Raw genomic sequence first — 22,751 nt, forward strand, 5'->3', positions numbered from 1 at the left:
TATTGAAAATGAAAGTCTTATTTTTTAATGTTTTTAAAAAATTCCTTGGCTCATTTTTCATTCTGTGTTTTCTCGCTCCAAAGATTCTAATCGTTTTTCAAGCGCGCTCAATTGGTATTGCAAGAAACGCGCCACTAAATCCAAACGCTTCAGCGCGTCTTTTTCTTCTAAAGCTTGCATGCCTTTAAATAACACTAAGGTTCTCTCTAATAAGCCTTTTAAAAAAACCCGCTCGTTTGGAATTAACACTTGCGTGGGGTTTTCTTGCGTGGGGTTTTTGGGCGTGATTTCTTCTGTAATGATTTCTTTTAATTCTTCTTCTTTTTCTTCTGTGATTTTTTCTTGCGTTTCTATTTTGGCAGCGTTTTTTGGCTCTAAAGGGGCATTAGCATTTTTAGGGTTTGGGGTGTTTTGCAAATGGGGGGGCGTTTTGAAAAAAGAGGGCGTTTTTTGCGCCGTATTAAAACCATCATCAATGGTTTTAGCCATTTTTTCAATTTCACTAAGGGTTTCTGAAATAATGTTTTTCAATTCCATTCTACCAGCCATTTTTCTAAATTCTCAACGCTCAAATAATCCCCTTTGATAAAATGTAAATAGTGCCGCTCTAGTGTTGCATCGTGCTTGAAAGGAGCGAGATTTTTTTGGATTTTTTCCAAACGCTTTATTTGTTTTAACGCCTCTGTATGGTCAGGGGTTTTTTTTAAAATATTAGTATAAATTTGCAACGCTTCTTCAAAAAACCCTTGTTCTTCGTAAATATGAGCGAGCGTGATAGTTTCTAAGGGCATGCGTTTCTCTTAATCGTTTGTAATCCCTAATCTCTAAACGCCATTTTTAGACTCTACTTGGGTGCGTAAAAAACTAAAAGCCGGTAAGGGTGCAGGCAATCGCACTAAATTCACATTCCCGCTATGGATAGTTTCTAATTCGGTGTTATTTTCTAAAAGGATTTTATACAGCACTAAATAAGAGCGTTTTTCAAAGGTGTAAATCTTGCCAATTTCATTGACTATGGGCGTGATAGCCGCATTTTTGGGAGCGATGATTTCATAAGCTATGTTAGTGGTCGTGGTGAATTTGCATGCAAAAAAACGCCCGTCTTCTGTGATTTCGCCATTGACTTGAAAATCCCCTTCGCTAATGGCTGTTTGGTGGTTTTGAGTGTCTAGCCTTTCAAAAGGCCTACGCATCAAATAGCCGTCCGTAAAACCCCTGTTTTTAAGCGTGTTCAATTCGCTAGTATAAAAACTCGGCTTTAAGGTGTTGTTATAAAAATCATCAACCGCTAAACGATAGATGCGCGTGGTTTGTGCGGCGTAATAACTGGACTTGGTGCGCCCTTCAATCTTAAGCGCGCTAATGGCGTTTGAACTTAAAATTTCAGCGATATGGCCAGAAAGGTTCAAATCTTTAGCGTTAAAAATATGCGTGCCTACGCCCTCTTCTTCAACCAACCTCATCATCACGCCGTTATCTGGGTTTTTCACATAATATTCATAATCAAACCGGCAATCATTCGCGCAACTCCCTCTATTAGGCACGCGCCCCTTTTGTAAAGCCGAAATCAAGCAACGCCCTGAAAAGGCAAAACACATGCTCCCATGCACAAAGATTTCTAATTCTAAATCGGGTAAGGCTTTTTTAATCTCAATCGCATCATTCAGGCTCAATTCCCTAGCGCACACAATGCGTTTAACCCCTAGATCATAAAACACTTGTGCATCCAGCAAATTTAAGACATTCGCTTGCGTGGATAAATGGATAGGGATATGCGGGGCGATTTTTTGTGCAAGTTTGATCACTCCAGGTGCAGCGATAATAAAAGCGTCTGGCTCTAATTCTGCCATTTTATAAATATGTTCTTCTAAAAGCTTGAGCTGTGAATTGAAAGGGAAACCATTGATCGTGGCATAGACTTTTTTATTTAGCGCATGGGCGTAGTCAATCCCTTCTTTGAAAGTTTCTAAAGTAAACTCCTTGCTTGCACGATTGCGTAAAGAAAAATGGCTCACTCCCCCATAAACCGCATCAGCCCCATAGTTGAGGGCGATTTTAAGTTTTTTTAAATTACCGGCTGGAGAGAGTAATTCAACCTGGTTCAAAACTACTTGGCTCCAAAAGAAGCGATCAAGGCTTCAATATCATCCGCGCTGGCTAAATCTTTATCGTCATCGCCGGTGATATAAGTCGCTGAACTCACGCGTTTAGAATCATCAATTTTGCCTTCAAAAAGCGAATTCATGTATTGGCTGAGCGCTCGCATGACATTGACCACTCGTTCAATTTTTTGGCGATGAATGTCTTGAAACTGCATAATATCCATCGCTTGCATGGAACTATCAGAGCAATTAGCGGCTTCTTCTCCAATGCTTTTAAGGGCGTTTAGGATTTCTTGTTGCTCGTTGAGCGCGGTTTTAAAAGATTCAACATGGGGGAAATGCGCATGCAAATTGTCAAAAATTTCTTGGTGTTTTTTTAGGGGTTCTTGGATTTTTTTAACCATTTTAGCGATTTTTTCAGCACTAGCCCCGATCAAATCCAATTGATCAAAAATTTGCGTGGCTTTCACTTCAGAATCCCTTGTAACATCGTCTAACTGATGCACAACTTTATGCTCTTCAGTGGGGGGAGGGGGAGGCCATTCATTGGGACTAATCTTGCCGTATTTTTCAGCGTCTTCTTTTTTGACGGTCATTTTTTGGCTAGAGCTTTCTTTGGATTCTTTAACCTCTTCTTTCTCTTTAGTTGGCTCTTTAGCCTCTTCTTTAGCCTCTAGGGCTTCCAAGTTTTCTAAATCGCCACCACTCATCAAAGCGTCTAATTCTTCTTGTGTCATTGTTGTTCCTTGCCAATTGGTTTTAAAAAGCGTTTTATAGCAACCATAATTTATCAGCTGTCATTTTAGCACACTTAAGCTTTAGCAATCAAAACGCCCTCTAAAATCGCATCAATATCGCCATCTAAAATCGCTTCCACATTGCTATAAGCAATATTGGAGCGCGCGTCTTTGACTTGCTGGTAGGGGGCTAGGACATAGCTTCTTATTTGATGCCCCCAGCCGATCTCGCTTTTTTCTTCATTTTTGGCGCTGCTTTGCTGCTTTTCTAATTCCAATTCATAAAGCTTGGATTTAAGCATTTTTAACGCGCTCGCTTTGTTTTTATGCTGGCTCCTGTCGTTTTGGCATTGCACCACAATACCGGTAGGGAAATGCGTGATTCTAACCGCGCTTTCTGTTTTATTGACATGCTGACCGCCTGCCCCACTAGCTCTGTAATAATCATAACGGACATCTTTTTCATCAATTTCAATATCAATATCATCATCTAATTCAGGGCTAATTTGCACGCTCGCAAAACTCGTGTGCCGTTTGGCGTTCGCATCAAAGGGCGAAATCCTTACAAGCCTATGCACCCCGCTTTCATTTTTCAAATAGCCATAAGCGTTTTCGCCCTTAATGATAAAGGCGACCCCTTTAATGCCCGCTTCTTCGCCATCTTGATAATCTAAAATCTCGCTTTTAAAGCCCCTTCTTTCCGCCCATTTCAAATACATGCGATACAAAATACTCGCCCAATCCTGGCTCTCCGTCCCCCCCGCTCCAGGCTGAATGGTGATAATAGCGTTTGAAGCGTCGTTTTCACCGCTTAACATGATTTCAATTTCTACTTTTTGGACGCTGTGCTCTAAAATAGAAGCCTCTTCATAGAGTAAGGATAAAGTAACCTCATCGTTATCGTTTTGAGCGAGTTCAAACAATTCTGTGCTTTCATCTAAGGAATTTTTGGTTTTTTGGTAGGTTTCTAGCAAGCGGTTTAGGCGCACTTTTTCTTTATTAGTATCTCTAGCCTTTAAGACATCTTGCCAAAAATTAGGGTCTTCTTGCTCTTTTTCAATGCGTTCTAATTCTTGTTTGATCTTTTCAGGCTTGATGATTAAAGCGATATTATCGCATTTGTTTTGCAAGCTTTTTAACAATTCGCTATAGGTGTAGTTATCCACAAACAGAACCTTTATGAGTGGGGTTTTAAACTCGTCATTATAGCAAAAAGCCATTTTAATTTTCAAACCTTAAAATTTCAATTTCGCCCTGAACTAATCTAACTCCTTCATCAATTAAAGCGATAGAATCAACTTGCGCAAGGGCTTGAATCGCTCCTGAGTCATAGCGGTTGTTGTAAGGAATGAATTGGTTGTTTAAATAGTTGCCTAAAATTAAATGCGTGCGTTCGCCTTTAAGCTTTAAGGGGGCATTGATTTGAGCCTTAAAGGGTTTTAGTTTAAAATCTTTATTTAATGATAAGCGCTCCAATAAGGGTAGAATCAAAACTCGTAAAACGACTAAGCAACTTAAAGGATTACCCGGTAAGCCTATAATAATACTTTGATTGAGTTGGGCTAAAGTTACCGGTTTTCCAGGTTTGAGATTGACTTTTTCGTAATAAAAAAGGGCGTTTCTTTCTTTCAAGGCGTCTTTGAAAAAGTCTTTATCCCCTACGCTCACCCCCGCGCTTGAAAGGATGACATCATAATCTTGCAATTCAAGTATTTTAAGCTGTAAATCTTTATCGTCTTTTAAAACCCCTAGAAAATGCGTGTTGTAATTTTTAAGCATGTTAAAAATACCCACTGAATTCACATCATAAACCTGGCATTCTAGGGCGTTCTGCCCTAAAGGCACTAATTCATCGCCGCTGCTAAAGAGAGCGATTTTTAATTTCCTAAACGCTTTGATTTCTTTGAACCCTTGAGAGGCAATGAGCGCGATATGCCCATAATTCAAACGGGTATTTTTAGGGACTAACACGCTGTTTAAAGAAGCGTTCTCGCCCTTTTGACGGATATTGGCGTTTATTTTAAAATCTTTGGGAGCTAGAGCGGAATTTTTATGGCTTTCTAGCATGCATTCTATGGGAACGATCGTTTCTATTCCCTTTGGCACCATCGCTCCAGTCATGATTTTAACGCATTCATTTTCTTTAACTTCTAAAGCGCTCACATCATCTCCGGCAAAAATGTGCTGGATGACTTGAGTTTTTTGGCCTAAATCTTGCATCTTAAACCCATAGCCATCCATTGCGCTTTGATTGAATTTAGGCAAAGCGTGAATGCAAATAATATCCTCTGCTAAAATGCACCCTGTGCTTTCAAACAAAGAGACAACCTCTATTTCTAAGGGTTTTAAGGGAATGCTAGAATGGATTTTTAGAGCTTCTTTAAAACTAATCATGTTTATCCTTTAAAAGATTTTACTAATAACGCTAAAGGCTAGGCTGATTTCTTCTTTAAAACGCCCCATGATAGCCGAAGCGATTAAAATAATGCCCACAAACCCGATTGCAATTTTAACCGGAAACCCGATAGCGAGCAGGTTGAACTGAGGGTGGGTTTTCATGATCATGCCAAAAATAATATCGCTCAATAACACCAAGCATAAAATAGGGAACGCCATAGAAAACCCTATGACAAACAAGTGCGAAAAGGCTTTGATAATGTTTTTAGCTAACGCTGGCTCAAAGACAAATTGCCCTAAAGGGACGGCTTTTAAGCTGTGATCCACAAACAAAATGATTTGATGGTGGAACGATAAATCCAATAAAATTAAAATCGCTAACAATAAAAGGGCTTGCCCTACAATGGGTTTTTGCGATCCTGAAATAGGATCATACACGCTCGCCATCGTAAGCCCCATAGAAAAGCTGATGCTATCGGTTGCAAACACCAAGCTTGCAAAGACGATTTGTAAAAAGATAGACGCGCACACCCCTAAAAACAGCTCGCACAAGCAAGCAATAATAAAACCCTCTGGCGTGTAAGCAGCGTTTGAAAACTCTAAAGTGGGGTAAAAAATCGCACTCACATACAAGCTTAAAGCCCCACGCACCGACAAAGGCACTAAATGGTTTTCAAAAAAAGGGAAAAAAGATAACACGCCACTAACCCTTAAAAACAACAAGAAAAAATCCCTAACATGGGGGGTGCTAAGCTCTTGAATAAAATCTAGCATTCTTTTTCTTTAAGGATAAAAAAGTAGTGCGTTAGCATTAGGGTTTGCAATAAAGTGGCAAAAAAATTAAAAAAAGGGATTAAGGAAAAAAGATAGCAAAAAAACGAAAAACGATAATGCTTCAATCGGTGCTGTTTGAGTAAATTTTGATAGCTTTGATGATTAAAAATCATGCTGGCTATATCCAAACTCATGGTGTTTTTGAAAAAAAGAAAATGTGGGATTATGGAAAAAAAGACCCCAAAGACTCCTATAAAGGGAATGAAATAAAAGGGCGTTAAAACCGCTATCCACAAAAGCATAAAAGTGAGCGATTTTAAAAAATATTTAATAGAAAAAAAAATAGAGCCAAATTCTTCTAAAACAACATGGGGATAATATTTTTGGTGCAAATAAGAAACCACTAAAGGGGTGTAAAAAACAGACGCAAAAATATTGATGACTAAACTCAAAAGAATCACGATCCAAAAAACAAGAAAATACACTAACGCTTTAAAAACCCAAACAAACACGCCAGCAAAAAAGCCTTGAGAATGGGAATAGTCATTCAAAGATTGCGGTAATAAAGTTTGGCAATAACCCACAATATTTGCGCCATTGTAGTAAAAAACAGCTCCAAAAAACGCCAAGCTCAAAAGGATAGGACAAAGATTGATTAAAAGCATTCTAGCACTTAAAAAATCATTAAAGCTTTTTTTAAGGATAGATAAAGACAAAACCATAACTTGAAATCCTTCTTCACTCACTTTGCTAGGGTAATTTAAGCGCAAAGTCCCTTAATCTTACATAGTAAGTTTATAAATTACGAGATTGACTAAAAAAGAATATAGAAGTTATTTAATATGGAATAACATATAGTAATAAAAACATTATGGGGTAAAACAATACCATCAGTATCCAAGGGCACAAAATGATTACAGCAACAATAATAAATATAACATTCACCATTGTCTTATAAAATTTTGAATCTTCTTTAAACATCCTTTTTCTTTCCAACAAAGAATATAACTAGCACCAATAAATACAATAAATATTATTACAATATCTGCAGCGAACACTTTTACCCACTTTTAACGGAATGAATAACTTTAAGCATTTCTTACCCCTTAATGTGAGTTTTCTGTATATCATGATAGCTGATTTTGTTTTAAATTTGCTATAATGCGAATTTAATGATGAAAATTAGTTTAGAGTGGAGAACACACAATGAAAAAAAATATCTTGAATTTAGCGTTAGTGGGCGCGTTGAGCGCGTCGTTTTTGATGGCCAAGCCGGCTCATAACGCAAATAACGCTAAAAAAACGGCTGAAGCACAAGGAAGCGTGTTAGCGACAGTAGATGGTAAGCCCATCACTAAAAGCGATTTTGACATGATCAAACAACGCAACCCTAATTTTGATTTTGACAAGCTTAAAGAGAAAGAAAAAGAAGCCTTGATTGATCAAGCCATTCGCACCGCACTTGTAGAAAATGAAGCTAAAACCGAGAGATTGGATAACACTCCAGAATTTAAAGCGATGATGGAAGCGGTTAAAAAACAGGCTTTGGTGGAATTTTGGGCGAAAAAACAGGCTGAAGAAGTGAAAAAAGTCCAAATCCCAGAAAAAGAAATGCAAGATTTTTACAACGCTAATAAAGATCAGCTTTTTGTCAAGCAAGAAGCCCATGCTAGGCATATTTTGGTGAAAACCGAAGATGAGGCTAAGCGGATTATTTCTGAGATTGACAAACAGCCAAAGGCTAAAAAAGAAGCCAAATTCATTGAGTTAGCCAATCGTGATACGATTGATCCTAACAGCAAGAACGCACAAAATGGCGGTGATTTAGGGAAATTCCAAAAAAACCAAATGGCTCCGGATTTTTCTAAAGCCGCTTTCGCTTTAACCCCTGGGGATTACACTAAAACCCCTGTTAAAACGGAGTTTGGTTATCATATTATCTATTTGATTTCTAAAGATAGCCCTGTAACTTACACTTATGATCAGGCTAAACCCACCATTAAGGGGATGTTACAAGAAAAGCTTTTCCAAGAACGCATGAATCAAAAAATTGAGGAACTAAGAAAGCACGCTAAAATTGTTATCAACAAGTGATTGATGAGGTGTTATCATGTTAGTTAAAGGCAATGAAATCTTGTTAAAAGCCCATAAAGAAGGTTATGGGGTAGGGGCGTTTAATTTCGTGAATTTTGAAATGCTAAACGCTATTTTTGAAGCAGGAAATGAGGAAAATTCCCCGCTTTTCATTCAAGCGAGTGAAGGAGCGATCAAATACATGGGGATTGATATGGCGGTGGGCATGGTGAAAGTCATGTGCGAACGCTACCCACACATTCCTGTAGCCTTACACTTAGATCATGGCACGACTTTTGAAAGCTGCGAAAAAGCCGTGAAAGCGGGTTTCACTTCTGTGATGATTGATGCGTCTCATCATGCTTTTGAAGAAAATTTGGAATTGACTTCTAAAGTGGTCAAAATGGCGCACAACGCTGGGGTGAGCGTGGAAGCGGAGTTGGGGCGTTTAATGGGGATTGAAGACAACATTTCAGTAGATGAAAAAGACGCGGTGTTAGTGAATCCTAAAGAAGCGGAGCAGTTTGTCAAAGAATCTCAAGTGGATTACTTAGCCCCAGCCATTGGGACAAGCCATGGAGCGTTTAAGTTTAAGGGCGAGCCAAAATTGGATTTTGAACGCTTGCAAGAAGTCAAAAGGCTCACTAATATCCCTTTAGTCTTGCATGGAGCGAGTGCGATACCAGATGATGTGAGGAAATCTTATTTGGATGCTGGAGGCGATTTGAAAGGATCTAAGGGCGTGCCTTTTGAATTTTTACAAGAATCTGTGAAAGGGGGGATCAATAAGGTCAATACCGACACGGATTTGAGGATCGCTTTCATCGCAGAGGTGCGCAAGGTGGCTAATGAAGATAAGAGCCAATTTGATTTGAGAAAGTTTTTTTCTCCGGCCCAATTAGCGCTTAAAAATGTGGTCAAAGAGCGCATGAAGCTTTTGGGCAGCGCTAATAAAATTTAACCAACAAGGAAAGAGTGTAACATGGCAATTGGGATGAGTGAGCTCAAAAAGGGCTTGAAAATTGAATTGGGGGGTGTGCCTTATAGGATCGTAGAATACCAGCATGTCAAGCCCGGCAAGGGTGCGGCTTTTGTGCGCGCGAAAATCAAGTCGTTTTTAGATGGCAAGGTGATTGAAAAGACTTTCCATGCGGGGGATAAGTGCGAAGAGCCTAATCTGGTTGAAAAAACGATGCAATACCTTTATCATGATGGCGATACATACCAATTCATGGACATAGAGAGCTATGAGCAAATCGCTTTGAACGACTCTCAAGTGGGCGAGGCTTCTAAATGGATGCTGGACGGCATGCAAGTGCAGGTTTTATTGCATAATGACAAGGCGATTTCAGTGGATGTGCCGCAAGTTGTGGCTCTAAAGATTGTAGAAACGGCTCCTAATTTTAAGGGCGATACTTCTAGTGCGAGCAAAAAACCAGCGACTTTAGAAACCGGTGCGGTCGTGCAAGTGCCTTTCCATGTTTTAGAGGGTGAGGTGATTAAAGTCAATACGGAAACAGAAGAGTATCTTGAAAAGGTGAAGTGAGATTATTTTTTTTATTGGGTTAGCGTTTTTAGACACAGCCTTTTTGTCATAAGGGGTATTATCAGCCCCCTTATTTGGGCTTTGTTTAAAATGCGTGTGGAATCTGTGGTTAGAAATTATTTAAAATGGATTGACTTTTTTTATTGAGTGCCAATAAAAATATTCAAAGGCATTTTTTAAGATTAAATAAGAGATTGATATAAGAGATTGATTTAATCAAGCGGATAATCTCTTAAAAAAGCATTTTTTGGGGTTAGGGATTAAACGCAAAATATTCCCTTAAAAAAATGGGTTTTGTTATAAAGTTTAAAACGATAGCAACAAAGTAATCCTGTTTTTATTAAAAATTAAAGTTAATTGAGATTCAAATAAGGCTCTAGGCAACATTTGATGAGAGCGATGCCCCTATCCCCTTAAGAGTTTAAAATAAAGAAAATGAGTTTAAAATCAAATCTAAAACCATAAAACAAAATTAAAAACCCCATTTTTTAATCAAAACAAACCTACAGTGAGCGTTCTATATCATCAGCACTTAAAGGGGTGTTGGCTTTTAAAAATTTTGACGCCTTTTGGCCTAAAATTTCTTTATAAAATTTAGGGTGTAAGCCAAGGTTGGGGCGTAAGGCTTTGATATTATCGCTAGTCAATGCTTCGCCTTTTTGAATATCCTTAATGACAAATAAAGAGCGAGCGAAGAATCTTCGCTTTTCTAAAGTCTTTGGATTGATTCTTGGCTCTTCTTCGCCTAAGGCTAAAACGCTTTGCTTGATGGCTTCAACCATGCTTTTAAATTCGTTAAAATCCATGCTAAAAGCGCTGTCTGGGGTTTGTAAGGATTTGTTTAAAATGAAATGCTTTTCTATCATGCTCGCTCCTAAAGTGGTGGCTAAAATGGGGCAAAGAGAGCCAATCGTGTGATCGCTCAAGCCAAATTTAACGCCAAAGGTTTCGCCTAATTTAACCATGCTCAATAAGTTAGCGTCTTCTATTTTACTGGGATAAGCGCTCACGCATTTTAAAAGGGTGATGTCAAAATTATTCACGCCTTTGCACAAAGAAATAGCGTCTTGCAATTCAGTGCTTGTAGCGATACCGCTAGAAAGGATAATGGGTTTTTGTGTGCGAGCGGCTTTTTCAATCAAGTCTAAATCAACGATTTCAAAACTAGCGATTTTATACATGGGGCAATTCAAGCTCTCTAAAAGCTCTAAAGCTTGTGAACTAAAAGGCGAGCTAAAAATGCCTAAATCAAGCTTTCTAGCCAACTCAAACAATTCCGCATGCCATTCTAGGGGGGTAGAAGCCTTTTGATACAATTCATACAGATTTTCTTTATCCCATAAAGTGCCTTGAATGATGAAAGGATTTTCTTTAGAATCTAAAGTCATGCAGCTTGGCGTGTAGGTTTGGAGCTTGACAAAATCCGCGCCGCTTTCCTTAATGGCATGAAGGCTTTCTTTGGCGAGATTTAAATCTTGGTTATGATTAGCGCTCAATTCAGCGACAATTTTAGGGCGTTGCAACATTTCTTATTTTTCCTTAATCAAAACTTCTTTTTCTAGGCGATAGACTTGAGAGCAAGTGAAGGCTAAATGCTCATCATGCGTGGCTAAAACTAACGCCCCTTCGTTTTCTGTAATGTAATTTTGCAGCATGCTGATGACTTGATTAGCGCTAATGGTGTCTAAATTCCCGGTGGGTTCATCAGCGATAATGATTTGGGGTTTTTTAGAAAGCACTCTGGCGATGCTTAAGCGTTGTTGCTGGCCGCCGCTCAATTCACCCACGCCTTGTTTTAGGGTGTGGGCTATGCCTAATTGTTCTAAAAGGGAATGATTTATTTCTTGCTTGGCTAGGATTGAAGCGACTTGCAAGTTTTCTAAAGCGCTAAAACCCTTAAAAAGGTAATGCGATTGAAAAACGATGCCCACTTTTAAGCGCCGTAATTCCAAAAGCTTTTTGGAATTTAAAGCATAAATATCTTGGTGTTCTAACAAACTAACTGTTCCGCTATCCGGTTTTAGCATGGTGGCTAGATGGCTTAAAAGCGTGCTTTTACCGCTCCCGCTCACGCCTAAAATCGCTAGGCTTTCTTTGGGTTTAATGCGCAAATTCACGCCATTATAAAGAGGCTTTTCAAAAGCATGAGAAATATTAACGGCTTTAATCATGATCGTTTCCTAAAAAGAATATCGCCTAATAAACTAGGGCTTAAGATGTAAGAAGTTGAAAAATTCGCGCTGTGCAAGATGGTTTTATCATAACGCCTTGCATAGTATTTTAAGAGCGTTCTTTGTAAGGTGGGTTCAATGCTTGGGCTAAACCATGCGTTATTGCTCATCACGATAAAAATTTTTGAAGGGCTGTTTGAATAAGCGGCTTTGGAAGTGCCTTCATAGCAAATCAGGGGGCGAAAAGTAAAATCGTCTAATGTAAAATCGCTGAAATGAGGAGCGTTGCGGTATAAATAAGCGCTCTCGCCAAAAAAGAGTTTTTCAAGGGGTTTTTGAAGAAACTTGGGTAAAGGCATTATCTCGCCAAAGGGGGCTAAGATCACTTTATCAGCGATCTGAACGCCCTCTTTAGAAAATAAAAACGAGCTGTTATAAAGGCTATAGCCTTGGGTGCGCAATGTCCCTATTAAAATAGCAATATCATCGCTCAAATATTCTAGCTTCGCTTTAAAGGGGGAGTTCTCTAAAGCGATGGGGTAGGCGGTTTCTGGAAAAACAATCAAGGTTTTTTGCTTATTTTGAGCGAGCTTGATTTCTTTAAGAATGTTGTTTTCAATATTGTTAAGGTAGTTTGAGTCAAATTTCAAATCCTGGGGCGTTTTTGTAGAGACTAATTCAATATTTCCAACCTTTTTTAAATCGCTTGTTTTGAAACCATTAAAATCCAACGCGCCCAGTAACAATAAAACCGCTATGATCCTGTATTTTTTAAATTGTTTAGCGCTCAAAAAAATGCAAGCCAAAAAAACAAGCCCTAGCGATAATTTATCCACCCTAAACACGCTATAAGAAAAAAAGCTATCCGGGACTAACCAATCAAATCCAAAGGGGTGGATAAAACTAGAGCCTAAAAAACACAAAAGCCTGAAGTAGGGGTTTTCAAAATAGAGCAACAAATAAAATAAAACCCCATAAACTAACGCTATTAAAACAATGATTAAGGGCAATAAATAAGTGAAATCCGAGTAGCGAAAGCTTAAAGCGCACCAATAAAACAATAACGCTCCCACAAAAAACCCCAAAGCAAAAGCACTGTTTTTTGGGGTTTTTAAAAACGCTAGCATGCTTAAAGGGGCTAATAGGCTTGTGAGTATGATAGGAATATAGGGGTTTTCAACCGTATAAGCGTCTAAAACAGCGTTCGCATACACGCTTGAAACAAACGCGCACGCCAATAAAAAAGCGTTTTGATTGAATAAAATAAGACGCATGGCTAAATTTTGAAACCTTGAGATTGTTTTAGTGTATTATAGCTATATTTTAATTTAAGAATTTTAGATTGATTTTTTTAAGGGTAGTTTTTTTTAAGTTGTGTTATTATTTTCGAATTTCAAGTCTAAAGAGTGTGAATTGGCATGATTTAAGAGTAATGGGTGTTTTTGAACGCTTACTATCTTTATGCTTTATGCGAGATATATGAGAGAAAGGTTTGGGTTTAGGGTTTGAACTATATTGATTTGGCGTTACTTGTGGTGGTGGTAGCCTTTGGGATTAGGGGGTTTTATCATGGCTTCGTGAGTGAAGTGGCGGGGACTTTAGGGATTGTGCTTGGCGTGTATTTAGCGTCTCGCTATTCTGTGGCTGTTGGGAATTTATTTTCAGAGCATTTGTATGATTTAAGAAATGAAACCATGACGAATCTCATCGGTTTTTTATTGGTGTTAGCGTCTATTTGGGTGTTTTTTTTAGCTTTTGGAGTGTTGCTAGGCAAGGTGTTAGTCTTTAGCGGGTTAGGCATTATAGACAAAGCGTTAGGGTTTATTTTTTCATGCTTAAAGACTTTTTTAGTGCTTTCTTTTATCCTTTATGTGCTCTCTAAAATGGAAGTAATGAAAGACGCTAACGCCTATTTGCAAGAAAAAAGCGCTTTTTTTTCTACCATGAAAAGCATCGCCAGTAAGATCATGCGCCTTGATGGCGTCAAACATGTGGAGCAAAACCTTAAAGGCAACCTTGAAGAAATGAGCGATGAAGTCAAAAACAAAGAATCTTTTAATAAAAATAAAGAGTCTTTTAATAAAACGATGGATAAGGGCGTGGAATCTCTAAAAGAAAAGGCTAAAGATTTGCCTAAAAACATGTTAGATCCAAAAGCTAACCAAACCCCACCAAACCCCACCCCATCTAATAAAGAACCCCTATAAAGGCATCACATGTTTTCTAACCAATACATCCAACAACGCATCCATAAAGCCAATAGCTTGAGAGAAGAAGGGAAAAACCCTTATAAAAATGGCTTGAAACGAAGCCTCACCAACGCCGCTTTTTTAGAAAAATACGCTTATGTTAAGGGTTTAGAAGAGCCTAAAGACAAAGAAAAATGCGAAAGTATTGTAGGGAGGGTCAAGCTTTTGCGTTTAATGGGTAAGGCATGTTTTATTAAAGTTGAAGATGAAAGCACGATTTTGCAAGCTTATGTTTCGCAAAATGAATTGAATGATGAGTTTAAAAGCTTGAAAAAGCATTTAGAAGTGGGCGATATTGTGTTGGTGAAAGGCTTCCCTTTTGCTACCAAAACCGGTGAATTAAGCATTCATGCCCTAGAATTTCATATTTTAAGCAAAACTATTGTGCCTTTACCTGAAAAGTTTCATGGATTAAGCGATATAGAATTGCGTTACCGCCAGCGCTACTTGGATTTGATCGTCAATCCTAGCGTTAAAGATGTGTTTAAAAAGCGCAGTTTGATTGTCTCTAGCGTGCGGAAATTCTTTGAAATGGAAGGGTTTTTGGAAGTGGAAACCCCTATGATGCACCCCATTCCTGGCGGGGCGAACGCAAGGCCTTTTATCACTTATCATAACGCTTTAGAAGTTGAAAGGTATTTGAGAATCGCTCCAGAATTATACCTTAAACGCTTGATTGTGGGGGGTTTTGAAGCGGTGTTTGAAATCAATCGTAATTTCAGGAATGAGGGCATGGATCACAGCCATAACCCCGAATTTACGATGATTGAATTTTATTGGGCGTATCACACTTATGAAGATTTGATTGAACTCAGTAAGAGGCTATTTGACTACTTGCTAAAGACTTTAAATTTAGATTCAAAAATCATCTATAACGATATGGAAGTGGATTTCAACCAAACGAGCGTGATTTCCTATTTGGACGCTTTAGAAACAATAGGGGGCATCAGTAAGGATATTTTAGAAAAAGAAGACAGGCTTTTGGCTTATTTGTTAGAGCGAGGCGTTAAAGTAGAGCCCAATCTCACTTATGGCAAGTTACTCGCTGAAGCGTTTGATCATTTTGTAGAGCACCAACTCATTAACCCCACTTTTGTAACCCAATACCCTATTGAGATTAGCCCTTTAGCCAGACGCAACGATAGTAACCCTAATATTGCTGACAGGTTTGAATTGTTTATTGCAGGTAAAGAAATCGCTAATGGCTTTAGCGAGTTGAATGATCCTTTGGATCAATTAGAACGCTTTAAAAATCAAGTGGCTGAGAAAGAAAAAGGCGATGAAGAAGCCCAATACATGGATGAAGATTATGTGTGGGCCCTAGCCCATGGAATGCCCCCCACTGCAGGGCAAGGCATAGGCATTGACAGGTTAGTGATGTTACTCACTGGGGCTAAAAGCATTAAAGATGTGATTTTATTCCCAGCGATGCGTCCTGTTAAAAACGATTTTAATATTGAGAGTGGAGAATAATGGCGTATTTTTTAGAACAAACGGATAGTGAAATTTTTGAATTGATCTTTGAAGAATATAAGCGGCAAAATGAGCATTTAGAAATGATAGCGAGCGAGAATTACACTTTTCCTAGTGTTATGGAAGCTATGGGGAGCATTTTAACCAACAAATACGCTGAAGGATATCCTAACAAGCGCTATTATGGAGGCTGTGAAGTGGTGGATAAAATAGAAAGCCTAGCCATAGAAAGGGCTAAAAAGCTTTTTAATTGCCAGTTCGCTAACGTGCAAGCGCATTCAGGCTCACAAGCTAATAACGCTGTCTATCACGCTCTTTTAAAGCCTTATGACAAGATTTTAGGCATGGATTTAAGCTGTGGAGGGCATTTAACGCATGGCGCTAAAGTGAGTTTAACCGGCAAGCATTATCAGAGCTTTTCTTATGGCGTGAATTTGGATGGCTATATTGATTATGAAGAAGCGCTAAAAATCGCTCAGAGCGTTAAGCCAGAAATCATTGTGTGCGGGTTTTCAGCTTATCCAAGGGAGATTGATTTTAAGAAATTTAGAGAAATCGCTGATGCAGTGGGAGCGTTACTACTAGGCGATATAGCCCATGTGGCAGGGCTTGTGGTCGCTGATGAGCATGCCCATCCTTTCCCGCATTGCCATGTGGTTTCAAGCACCACTCATAAGACTTTAAGAGGGCCTAGAGGGGGGCTTATTTTAACTAATGATGAAGAGATAGCGGCCAAGATTGACAAAGCGATTTTTCCAGGGACTCAAGGCGGGCCTTTGATGCATGCAATTGCTGCTAAAGCGGTGGGGTTTAAAGAGAATCTAAAACCAGAATTTAAAGCTTATGCAAAATTAGTGAAATCTAACATGCAAGTTCTCGCTAAAGCGTTAAAAGAAAAAAACCATAAGTTGGTGAGCGGTGGCACTTCTAACCATTTGCTTTTAATGGATTTCTTAGATAAGCCTTATAGCGGGAAAGACGCTGATATTGCATTAGGGAATGCCGGAATCACCGTGAATAAAAACACCATTCCTGGCGAAACGCGCAGCCCTTTTGTAACGAGCGGGATAAGGATTGGCTCAGCGGCATTGAGCGCAAGGGGCATGGGAGCTAAGGAATTTGAAATCATAGGGAATAAAATATCGGATATTTTGAATGATATTAATAATGTTAGTTTGCAATTGCATGTGAAAGAAGAATTGAAAGCCATGGCCAGTCAATTCCCTGTGTACCACCAACCCATTTTTTAAGGGAGTCAAGATGACAGAAATGGAATTAAAGCTCATTAAGATAGACACAAGCCATTATTTTGAAAAAAAACCAGGCTTGGGGGAGAGGGTGGATTATGCGGGGCGTTGCTTCTATAATAAATTCCAAAGAGTGAATGCCATGCTCACAAGCTCGCTCATTCAAAAGCATTTGAAAAAGGAAATAGAAATCGCGCACAACCTCATCTTGCGTAACGATAAGGTGGAAAATATTGTGTTTGATTATAATGGGAGGAACCCGGAGCGTTTTTATCATAAGGCGCAGTTATTGCTTCGTGAGGAAGGTTTTATGAATTTTACCGCTTATAACACGAAGACACCAGGGCATTTGCATTTGTACGTGCATAAGGGGCATACGGAATTAGGCGAGGGTGAAAGGTTGGTTAAAACTTTGTCTATGAAATTAGCACAAGGGTTGCCTAAAGAATGGAGAGTCTTCCCTAGCAATGAATGGCCTAAGGAATTTAATATTTTAGCTTTACCTTATGAAGTATTTGCAAAAGAGCGAGGGAGCTCTTGGGCGAAGCATTTATAACAATTTTTGAAAGGATTTTTGATGTCAGAAAAAGAAAGACTGAATGAAGTGATCTTAGAAGAAGAAAATAATGGGGGTGGCACTAAAAAGGTGTTTTTGATCGTGGCTATAGCCATTATCATTTTAGCGGTGCTTTTAATGGTGTTTTGGAAAAGCACGAGAGTCGCTCCTAAAGAGACTTTTTTACAAACCGATAGCGGCATGCAAAAAATAGGCAACACTAAAGACGAGAAAAAAGACGATGCGTTTGAAAGTTTGAGTTTGGATCCTTCCAAACAAGAAAGCGATCTGGACAAAGTGGCGGATAATGTTAAAAAGCAAGAGAATGATGCGTTTAAAATGCCCATTCAAACCGATCAAACTCAAACGGAGATGAAAACAACAGAAGAAACGCAAGAAGCTAAAAAAGAATTAAAAGCTGTTGAACACACTCCCATGAGTGCTCAAAAAGAATCTCAGGCTGTGGCTAAAAAAGAAACCCCCCATAAAAAGCCTAAAGTAACCCCTAAAGATAAGGAAGCTCATAAAGATAAAGATAAGCATGCGGCTAAAGAGCCAAAAGCCAAAAAAGAAGCTCATAAAGAAGTTTCTAAAAAAGCCAATTCTAAAACCAATCTGACTAAAGGGCATTATTTGCAAGTGGGGGTTTTTGCGCACACGCCTAACAAAGCGTTTTTGCAAGCGTTTAACCAATTCCCCCATAAGATTGAAGATAGGGGAGCGACGAAGCGCTATCTCATAGGCCCATATAAGAGCAAGCAAGAAGCCTTAATGCATGCTGATGAAGTCAGCAAAAAGATGACTAAACCGGTTGTCATAGAAGCACGCTAGGGGTTTGGGCTAAAAATTCTTATTTTTTTCTTGGGCGTTTTTAGTGGATCGCCCAAGCTCTAAAACGATGGGGTAGCTTTACTCCATCGGCTCGGATAATTTTAACAGACAATGAAGATAAACAGATTTTTTTGATCAATTTATTATATTAATGATATTAACCATATGTCTAATGATGAAAAAGTAATTTACTTATTTACTGTTATATGTGGGTGTTTAATTTTATTGTGGTGACAGTATTGATTATTTCAATATTGTTATTCACAAAATACAGTAAATAAGAAATAACGATGAAGTCTAAACACATAAGTAGAGTATATACTCTACTTATGATAATTTTTTTATTTATTGATTACTTCTTTTATTTTTTTACTACTTCTTGAGTTTCTTTTTGAATCCAATTTTTCCAATAAATAGTAGCATCTCATACCTATTTGGTCTTTGAGGAATTCAGATAATTCTTGCGTTTGAATTCAGCCTTAAAGAGCATTCATTCGTTAAAAGTATTTGTTTGTTGTTTGAAAACTACGGAGCGTTTAAATTTTGTAAAATTATTGCTTGCTGTTTGATAACCCATAACCCTCCAAAGAAGAGAGCGGTTTGAAACTAGCTTTATGGGTGCGATGGTGGGGCTAGGAGCAAGAGAGTAGGTGTGCTCACGCTTCTTTAGTCTCACGCTTATTGGGTGGCGAAATCCTTAAAAAAGGTGTTGATTAGCCATTCTCGCATTTCATCATTCCTTGCTATCAAGGCCTTTTTGTTAAAACCTTTTGCATTAAAGCGCCTATTAAAAGGGATCTCACTATTCTTGTAGATTTCATCTTTTCCATACAGATCCTTATCGCGTGCTTGGGAGTTGAGTGATCCCTCTAGGGAGATGAGATTGCCGTATGTGTGAATGTAATCTTCAAGATCTTTTTTGCCTTCAAAACCAAGTTTTTGGATCTCAATTTCATTGTCCAATTCTAATAAATTTTCGGGGATGATGTGCTCTTGTTGTTGGGAGAATTGCTTCTCAGGGATTAATTTTTTGAGATCGGCAAGACCCATCTCCTGGCAGTTCTTTTCAAAGAAGACATAGTGGAAGCATGATGATTTGAATGCGTTCTTTACAAGCTCCAAAGAAGCCGACTTTATCTTTATATCATTTCTGCATTGGGCGATCATCGCGCTTTTCAATCCCTCTTTGCCCTTTTGAAGATACTCATTAATCAGGTTGTAGGCATTTGCTCTCATATTTCTACCAACTTGGAAAAGCAAAATATCGGTTTTGGCAAAGAGTTTCATCGTTTCATCGTCTAGCTCGTTGTTGATTTTCAGGCGGATGAGAGAATTGAAAAAAAGCGGGTTGATCGTGTTGATGAGCATGGCCTTAAAGGTGGTTGGGTTGGTGTCAATCTCGCTCAATAGATCAAGGAAAGCCTGATAGAAGTTTTTCAAATCGCTGACATAGGATTGGATGAAACTTTTCAATTTGCTTTCGCTTTTTTTGATTCCTTTTAGTTCATCCTTGAGTTGTTCGTAGGTGTTGTCTGTGCTTGCTTCGTAGTGTCCTAAAAAATCGATCCCATCAAATCTTTGGCTCCCTGCGTGGTAGCGGAAGATGTTGCCTTCATCAAGATTAGAGGTGTGGTTACTCTTTTTGATCTTGGCAAAGATCTTAAAAATTTCTCCAAAATGATCGCTGATGAACTGGTCTAACCCCATTTTCCCATCGCAAAAAGTGTTGGAATAATAGATGAGGAGGGATTTTAGTTTGTCTAGCAAGAGGAGAGGCACGCCTCTGTCATTCACGCTCTGAAAGGTTCTGATAGCTCTTCCAGGATCGGGCTCTTCAAACCGCATCAAAACCATTCCCAACAGCGTCTCAAAACGCTCATTCACTTCTTCTTTATTCAATTTGCTGACCTTGTCCAAGATGGCCTTCAAAACCTCAAAGAGATTTTGCTTGCCCTCGGTGTCTGCATCTTTTTCACAATGGCTGATATTTCCCTTTTCTGCCGCTTCCAAGAGCGCTTTGAAGAAGCTCTGGTTTTGAGGGGCGACTTCTAATTTTAATTCCCCCTTTTGGTATAGATATTTTCTTGTCTCTTGCTTGTCTTTCTCATTTTGCTCGTTCGCCAAGACATGCAAGAGCATGAAGATGGTGGTCGTTCGTTGCTGGCCGTCAATGATGTCATACAATTTTTTGTTGCCTTCATTCTTAGCGACAACCATGGTGCCTATAAAATGCCCCTGACCTTTTTTGTTGTATTCTATCGCTTCTTCTAAATCTTCCCACAGATCCATAAAATTCTTGTCCTTCCAGGCGTAATCCCTCTGATAGTTGGGGATACTGTATCCTTTTCGCTTGAAAGATTTCTTTTATAGTGGTTTTCATTCACTCCTCCATTGTTGCATGCCCAAATTTATACCATAAATACCATAAGAATGGCTTGAAATTCCACTCTATCAAGGCGTTCTATTAGCCACTCGGGGCGTTTTATTAGCTATAATGGTTTAAAAAAGACATAATCCTTAAAAAGAGTTTGAACATGTTAGAAAAATTGATTGAAAGAGTGTTGTTTGCCACTCGTTGGTTGCTAGCCCCTTTATGCATTGCCATGTCGTTAGTGCTGGTGGTTTTAGGCTATGTGTTCATGAAAGAGTTGTGGCACATGCTAAGCCACCTAGACACGATCAGCGAAACGGATTTGGTTTTATCAGCCTTAGGATTAGTGGATTTGTTGTTTATGGCCGGGCTTGTTTTAATGGTGTTGCTCGCCAGTTATGAAAGCTTTGTTTTTAAATTAGACAAGGTGGATGCTAGTGAAATCACTTGGCTAAAGCACACGGATTTTAACGCTTTAAAATTAAAGGTTTCGCTCTCCATTGTAGCGATTTCGGCGATTTTTTTGCTCAAACGCTACATGAGTTTAGAAGATGTTTTATCCAGCATTCCTAAGGATGTGCCCCTATCGCATAACCCCATTTTTTGGCAAGTGGTGATCCATTTGGTGTTTGTGTGTTCAGCGCTTTTAGCCGCCGTTACTAATAATATCGCTTTTTCGCAAAATAATAAAGGGCATTAAAAGTTTTAAAGCTCTCTTTCAGGAAGGACTTTAGACCATTCTTTAATCAAGCGTAAAAAGAAGGACGCATCAGGCGAAGTTTTTTCATGGATTAAAATCCCTTCTTCTACCGCTTCCCAAATAACCCTATGCCGATACACCACCAAATGCCATGATTGTTGGGCATGATCTTTAAGCGACAAACGCACCCTTTTAGCAAAAGACGGGTTGTCAAACAAGACCGCGCTTTCAGTGTTGATGTATGCAGAGCGCGGATCAATATTGAAACTCCCTAGAAGCGTCAAATTGTCATCAAAAACAATCGTCTTGCCGTGTAAGGAATGCTTGGTGCTAAAGCGCCCTTTAATCTGGCGGTTGAAAAAATCGTTTCGTATTTCATAAACATTCGCGCCCATTCGCACTAATTGGTTGCGATACCTTTCCCACGCCCCATAGACCACTATCGCATCAGTAGATGAAAGGGAATTGGTAAGAATATTCAATTCAATCCCCTTAGAAATTTGATTTTTAAAGATTTTCATCATCTTTTTGCCTGGAATAAAATACGATGAAGCGATAAAAACGGAGTCTTTAGCGTTTTTAAGGGCTTTCTCAAAAGCGATTTTGATAGGCGAATACAAGGGCGTGTCAATTTTTTTGGGCGAATCAGCTAAAAAAATGGCATTCCCATAATAAATAGGGTATTGGTATTTTTGGAAGCGTTCTATAAAATCATTGACTTTTTTTTCAAACTGGTTTTTGTCTTCAGCGCTGATAGGGATTTTTTCATGGAGTTTAGCGATTTCTTTAGCGTTATTTTTGAGTCTTTTATGGGTCCTTAGTAATGAAACAGGGATAGAGCGGTGGAATCTCCAATAGCGTTCAAAACTTTCTTTGGCTTTTGAAGCAACCCCCCCAAAAAACAAAGCGTCTAAATCTAAAAAATTCGTGTCTAAATCGTTATCAAAATAATTATCCCCAATATTGCGCCCCCCTATAATGACAGCGAAATTATCCACGATGAAAAGCTTGTTGTGCATGCGTTTTTTAATGCGCTCATAATCCGCAAGCATTTCAAAATAACGCAAGCCTTTATTGCGGATATAGTAGGGGTTAAAAATTTTCACTTCAATGTTTTTATGGAAATTTAAGAGCATAATATCTGAAAAATCCGAATCCAACCCGTTATCGTCTAAAAGGATGCGCACTTTTACCCCACGATTGGCCGCATTTAAAAGTTCTTTAGCGATCACTTGAGAGGAAAGATCGTTCTTATAGATATAAGTTTGCATGTCAATGCTTTTTTGGCTCATTCTAATGAGTCCCACTCTATGCAACAAAGCGTCAAAGCCGTCTTCTAAAAGAATGGCCGTGCTATGGTTAGGGTTTTCTTTTAATTTTTCAGCATACAAGCTCCCAATGGTGGTAGTGTAGGGATCATAAGAGATAGGGGGGCTTGAAATGGGAGTCTTATAGACTAACCCAAAGCACCCATTGAAAAAAAAGACGCTTAAAAGGACTAAAAGAATTTTCAAAAACGACCCA

General features: G+C 38.8%; 21 protein-coding genes and 1 pseudogene. 9 read left to right on the forward strand and 13 right to left on the reverse strand.

All coding sequences use genetic code 11. From position 1 onward, the window contains the following. Positions 1-57 precede the first annotated feature (57 nt). The 8 genes from DBU79_RS01675 to DBU79_RS01710 form a co-directional block, all read right to left on the reverse strand. Positions 58-537 (reverse strand): CiaD-like domain-containing protein, encoded by a 480-nt coding sequence (locus DBU79_RS01675; RefSeq protein ID WP_195834201.1) that lies wholly within the window; start codon positions 535-537, stop codon positions 58-60. After that, the gene (locus DBU79_RS01680; RefSeq protein ID WP_154411347.1) at positions 528-791 is read right to left on the reverse strand and encodes a hypothetical protein; all 264 of its coding nucleotides are present in this window, start codon (positions 789-791) and stop codon (positions 528-530) included. Before DBU79_RS01680 ends, DBU79_RS01675 begins: the two co-directional genes overlap by 10 nt. 33 nt (positions 792-824) lie before the next feature. Continuing rightward, positions 825-2,105 (reverse strand): peptidase U32 family protein, encoded by a 1,281-nt coding sequence (locus DBU79_RS01685; RefSeq protein WP_154411348.1) that lies wholly within the window; start codon positions 2,103-2,105, stop codon positions 825-827. Between the two features lie 2 nt (positions 2,106-2,107). After that, positions 2,108-2,839, reverse strand: coding sequence for a protein phosphatase CheZ (cheZ, locus tag DBU79_RS01690; protein ID WP_154411349.1), 732 nt, complete (start codon positions 2,837-2,839; stop codon positions 2,108-2,110). A gap of 74 nt (positions 2,840-2,913) precedes the next feature. After that, entirely contained in the window at positions 2,914-4,005 is a 1,092-nt protein-coding gene (gene prfB, locus DBU79_RS01695) for a peptide chain release factor 2 (RefSeq protein ID WP_154411391.1), read from the reverse strand. A gap of 55 nt (positions 4,006-4,060) precedes the next feature. After that, positions 4,061-5,233 (reverse strand): molybdopterin molybdotransferase MoeA, encoded by a 1,173-nt coding sequence (locus DBU79_RS01700; RefSeq protein WP_154411350.1) that lies wholly within the window; start codon positions 5,231-5,233, stop codon positions 4,061-4,063. Positions 5,234-5,242: 9 nt separating this feature from the next. Next, positions 5,243-6,010: a flagellar biosynthetic protein FliR gene (gene fliR / locus DBU79_RS01705; protein WP_154411351.1), complete on the reverse strand. Its 768-nt coding sequence runs from the start codon at positions 6,008-6,010 to the stop codon at positions 5,243-5,245. Then, on the reverse strand, positions 6,004-6,732 hold the full coding sequence (locus DBU79_RS01710; RefSeq protein ID WP_195834202.1) for an EI24 domain-containing protein: 729 nt from the start codon (positions 6,730-6,732) through the stop codon (positions 6,004-6,006). The genes fliR and DBU79_RS01710 overlap by 7 nt, the downstream gene beginning before the upstream one ends. A gap of 484 nt (positions 6,733-7,216) precedes the next feature. On the opposite strand from DBU79_RS01710, the gene cbf2 reads away from it, so the two are divergent. The 3 genes from cbf2 to efp are packed head-to-tail and all read left to right on the forward strand — an operon-like array spanning position 7,217 to position 9,629. Next, positions 7,217-8,104 carry a peptidylprolyl isomerase CBF2 gene (gene cbf2 / locus DBU79_RS01715; RefSeq protein WP_154411353.1) on the forward strand — a complete coding sequence of 296 codons (888 nt, stop codon included), beginning with the start codon at positions 7,217-7,219 and terminating at the stop codon, positions 8,102-8,104. A gap of 16 nt (positions 8,105-8,120) precedes the next feature. Next, positions 8,121-9,044 (forward strand): class II fructose-bisphosphate aldolase, encoded by a 924-nt coding sequence (locus DBU79_RS01720; protein ID WP_154411354.1) that lies wholly within the window; start codon positions 8,121-8,123, stop codon positions 9,042-9,044. A gap of 21 nt (positions 9,045-9,065) precedes the next feature. Continuing rightward, positions 9,066-9,629 carry an elongation factor P gene (efp, locus tag DBU79_RS01725; protein WP_000974267.1) on the forward strand — a complete coding sequence of 188 codons (564 nt, stop codon included), beginning with the start codon at positions 9,066-9,068 and terminating at the stop codon, positions 9,627-9,629. Positions 9,630-10,132: 503 nt separating this feature from the next. On the opposite strand, the gene pseI is transcribed toward efp, so the two are convergent. The 3 genes from pseI to DBU79_RS01740 are packed head-to-tail and all read right to left on the reverse strand — an operon-like array spanning position 10,133 to position 13,074. Continuing rightward, on the reverse strand, positions 10,133-11,155 hold the full coding sequence (gene pseI / locus DBU79_RS01730; RefSeq protein WP_134889801.1) for a pseudaminic acid synthase: 1,023 nt from the start codon (positions 11,153-11,155) through the stop codon (positions 10,133-10,135). 3 nt (positions 11,156-11,158) lie between these two features. Then, positions 11,159-11,800, reverse strand: a complete 642-nt coding sequence (locus DBU79_RS01735) for an ATP-binding cassette domain-containing protein (RefSeq protein WP_134889802.1) — start codon at positions 11,798-11,800, stop codon at positions 11,159-11,161. Further along, on the reverse strand, positions 11,797-13,074 hold the full coding sequence (locus tag DBU79_RS01740; RefSeq protein ID WP_154411355.1) for an apolipoprotein N-acyltransferase: 1,278 nt from the start codon (positions 13,072-13,074) through the stop codon (positions 11,797-11,799). Before DBU79_RS01740 ends, DBU79_RS01735 begins: the two co-directional genes overlap by 4 nt. A gap of 231 nt (positions 13,075-13,305) precedes the next feature. Here DBU79_RS01740 and DBU79_RS01745 point away from each other — a divergent pair, with 231 nt between their 5' ends. Genes DBU79_RS01745 through DBU79_RS01765 form a run of 5 tightly spaced genes read left to right on the forward strand, consistent with a single transcriptional unit; the run spans position 13,306 to position 18,156 of the window. Then, positions 13,306-14,007 (forward strand): CvpA family protein, encoded by a 702-nt coding sequence (locus tag DBU79_RS01745; RefSeq protein ID WP_154411356.1) that lies wholly within the window; start codon positions 13,306-13,308, stop codon positions 14,005-14,007. Between the two features lie 9 nt (positions 14,008-14,016). Continuing rightward, entirely contained in the window at positions 14,017-15,522 is a 1,506-nt protein-coding gene (gene lysS / locus DBU79_RS01750) for a lysine--tRNA ligase (RefSeq protein ID WP_154411357.1), read from the forward strand. Beyond that, entirely contained in the window at positions 15,522-16,772 is a 1,251-nt protein-coding gene (locus tag DBU79_RS01755; protein ID WP_154411358.1) for a serine hydroxymethyltransferase, read from the forward strand. The genes lysS and DBU79_RS01755 overlap by 1 nt, the downstream gene beginning before the upstream one ends. A gap of 10 nt (positions 16,773-16,782) precedes the next feature. Continuing rightward, positions 16,783-17,325, forward strand: a complete 543-nt coding sequence (locus tag DBU79_RS01760; RefSeq protein ID WP_000138080.1) for a DUF1882 domain-containing protein — start codon at positions 16,783-16,785, stop codon at positions 17,323-17,325. Positions 17,326-17,346: 21 nt separating this feature from the next. Then, positions 17,347-18,156, forward strand: coding sequence for an SPOR domain-containing protein (locus DBU79_RS01765; protein WP_154411359.1), 810 nt, complete (start codon positions 17,347-17,349; stop codon positions 18,154-18,156). A 678-nt stretch (positions 18,157-18,834) separates the two neighbouring features. On the opposite strand, the pseudogene DBU79_RS01770 reads toward DBU79_RS01765, so the two are convergent. Further along, positions 18,835-20,536, reverse strand: a pseudogene (locus tag DBU79_RS01770) (DUF262 domain-containing protein). A gap of 154 nt (positions 20,537-20,690) precedes the next feature. On the opposite strand from DBU79_RS01770, the gene DBU79_RS01775 reads away from it, so the two are divergent. Then, a complete protein-coding gene (locus tag DBU79_RS01775; protein ID WP_154411361.1) occupies positions 20,691-21,227 on the forward strand; it encodes a TIGR00645 family protein in 537 nt (178 codons plus the stop codon). A 5-nt stretch (positions 21,228-21,232) separates the two neighbouring features. Here DBU79_RS01775 and clsC read toward each other — a convergent pair whose 3' ends face one another. Continuing rightward, a complete protein-coding gene (gene clsC / locus DBU79_RS01780; protein ID WP_154411362.1) occupies positions 21,233-22,741 on the reverse strand; it encodes a cardiolipin synthase ClsC in 1,509 nt (502 codons plus the stop codon). Positions 22,742-22,751: the final 10 nt, after the last annotated feature.

Source organism: Helicobacter pylori, assembly GCF_009689985.1.
In the GTDB taxonomy this organism is placed as follows: Bacteria; Campylobacterota; Campylobacteria; order Campylobacterales; family Helicobacteraceae; genus Helicobacter; species Helicobacter pylori_CG.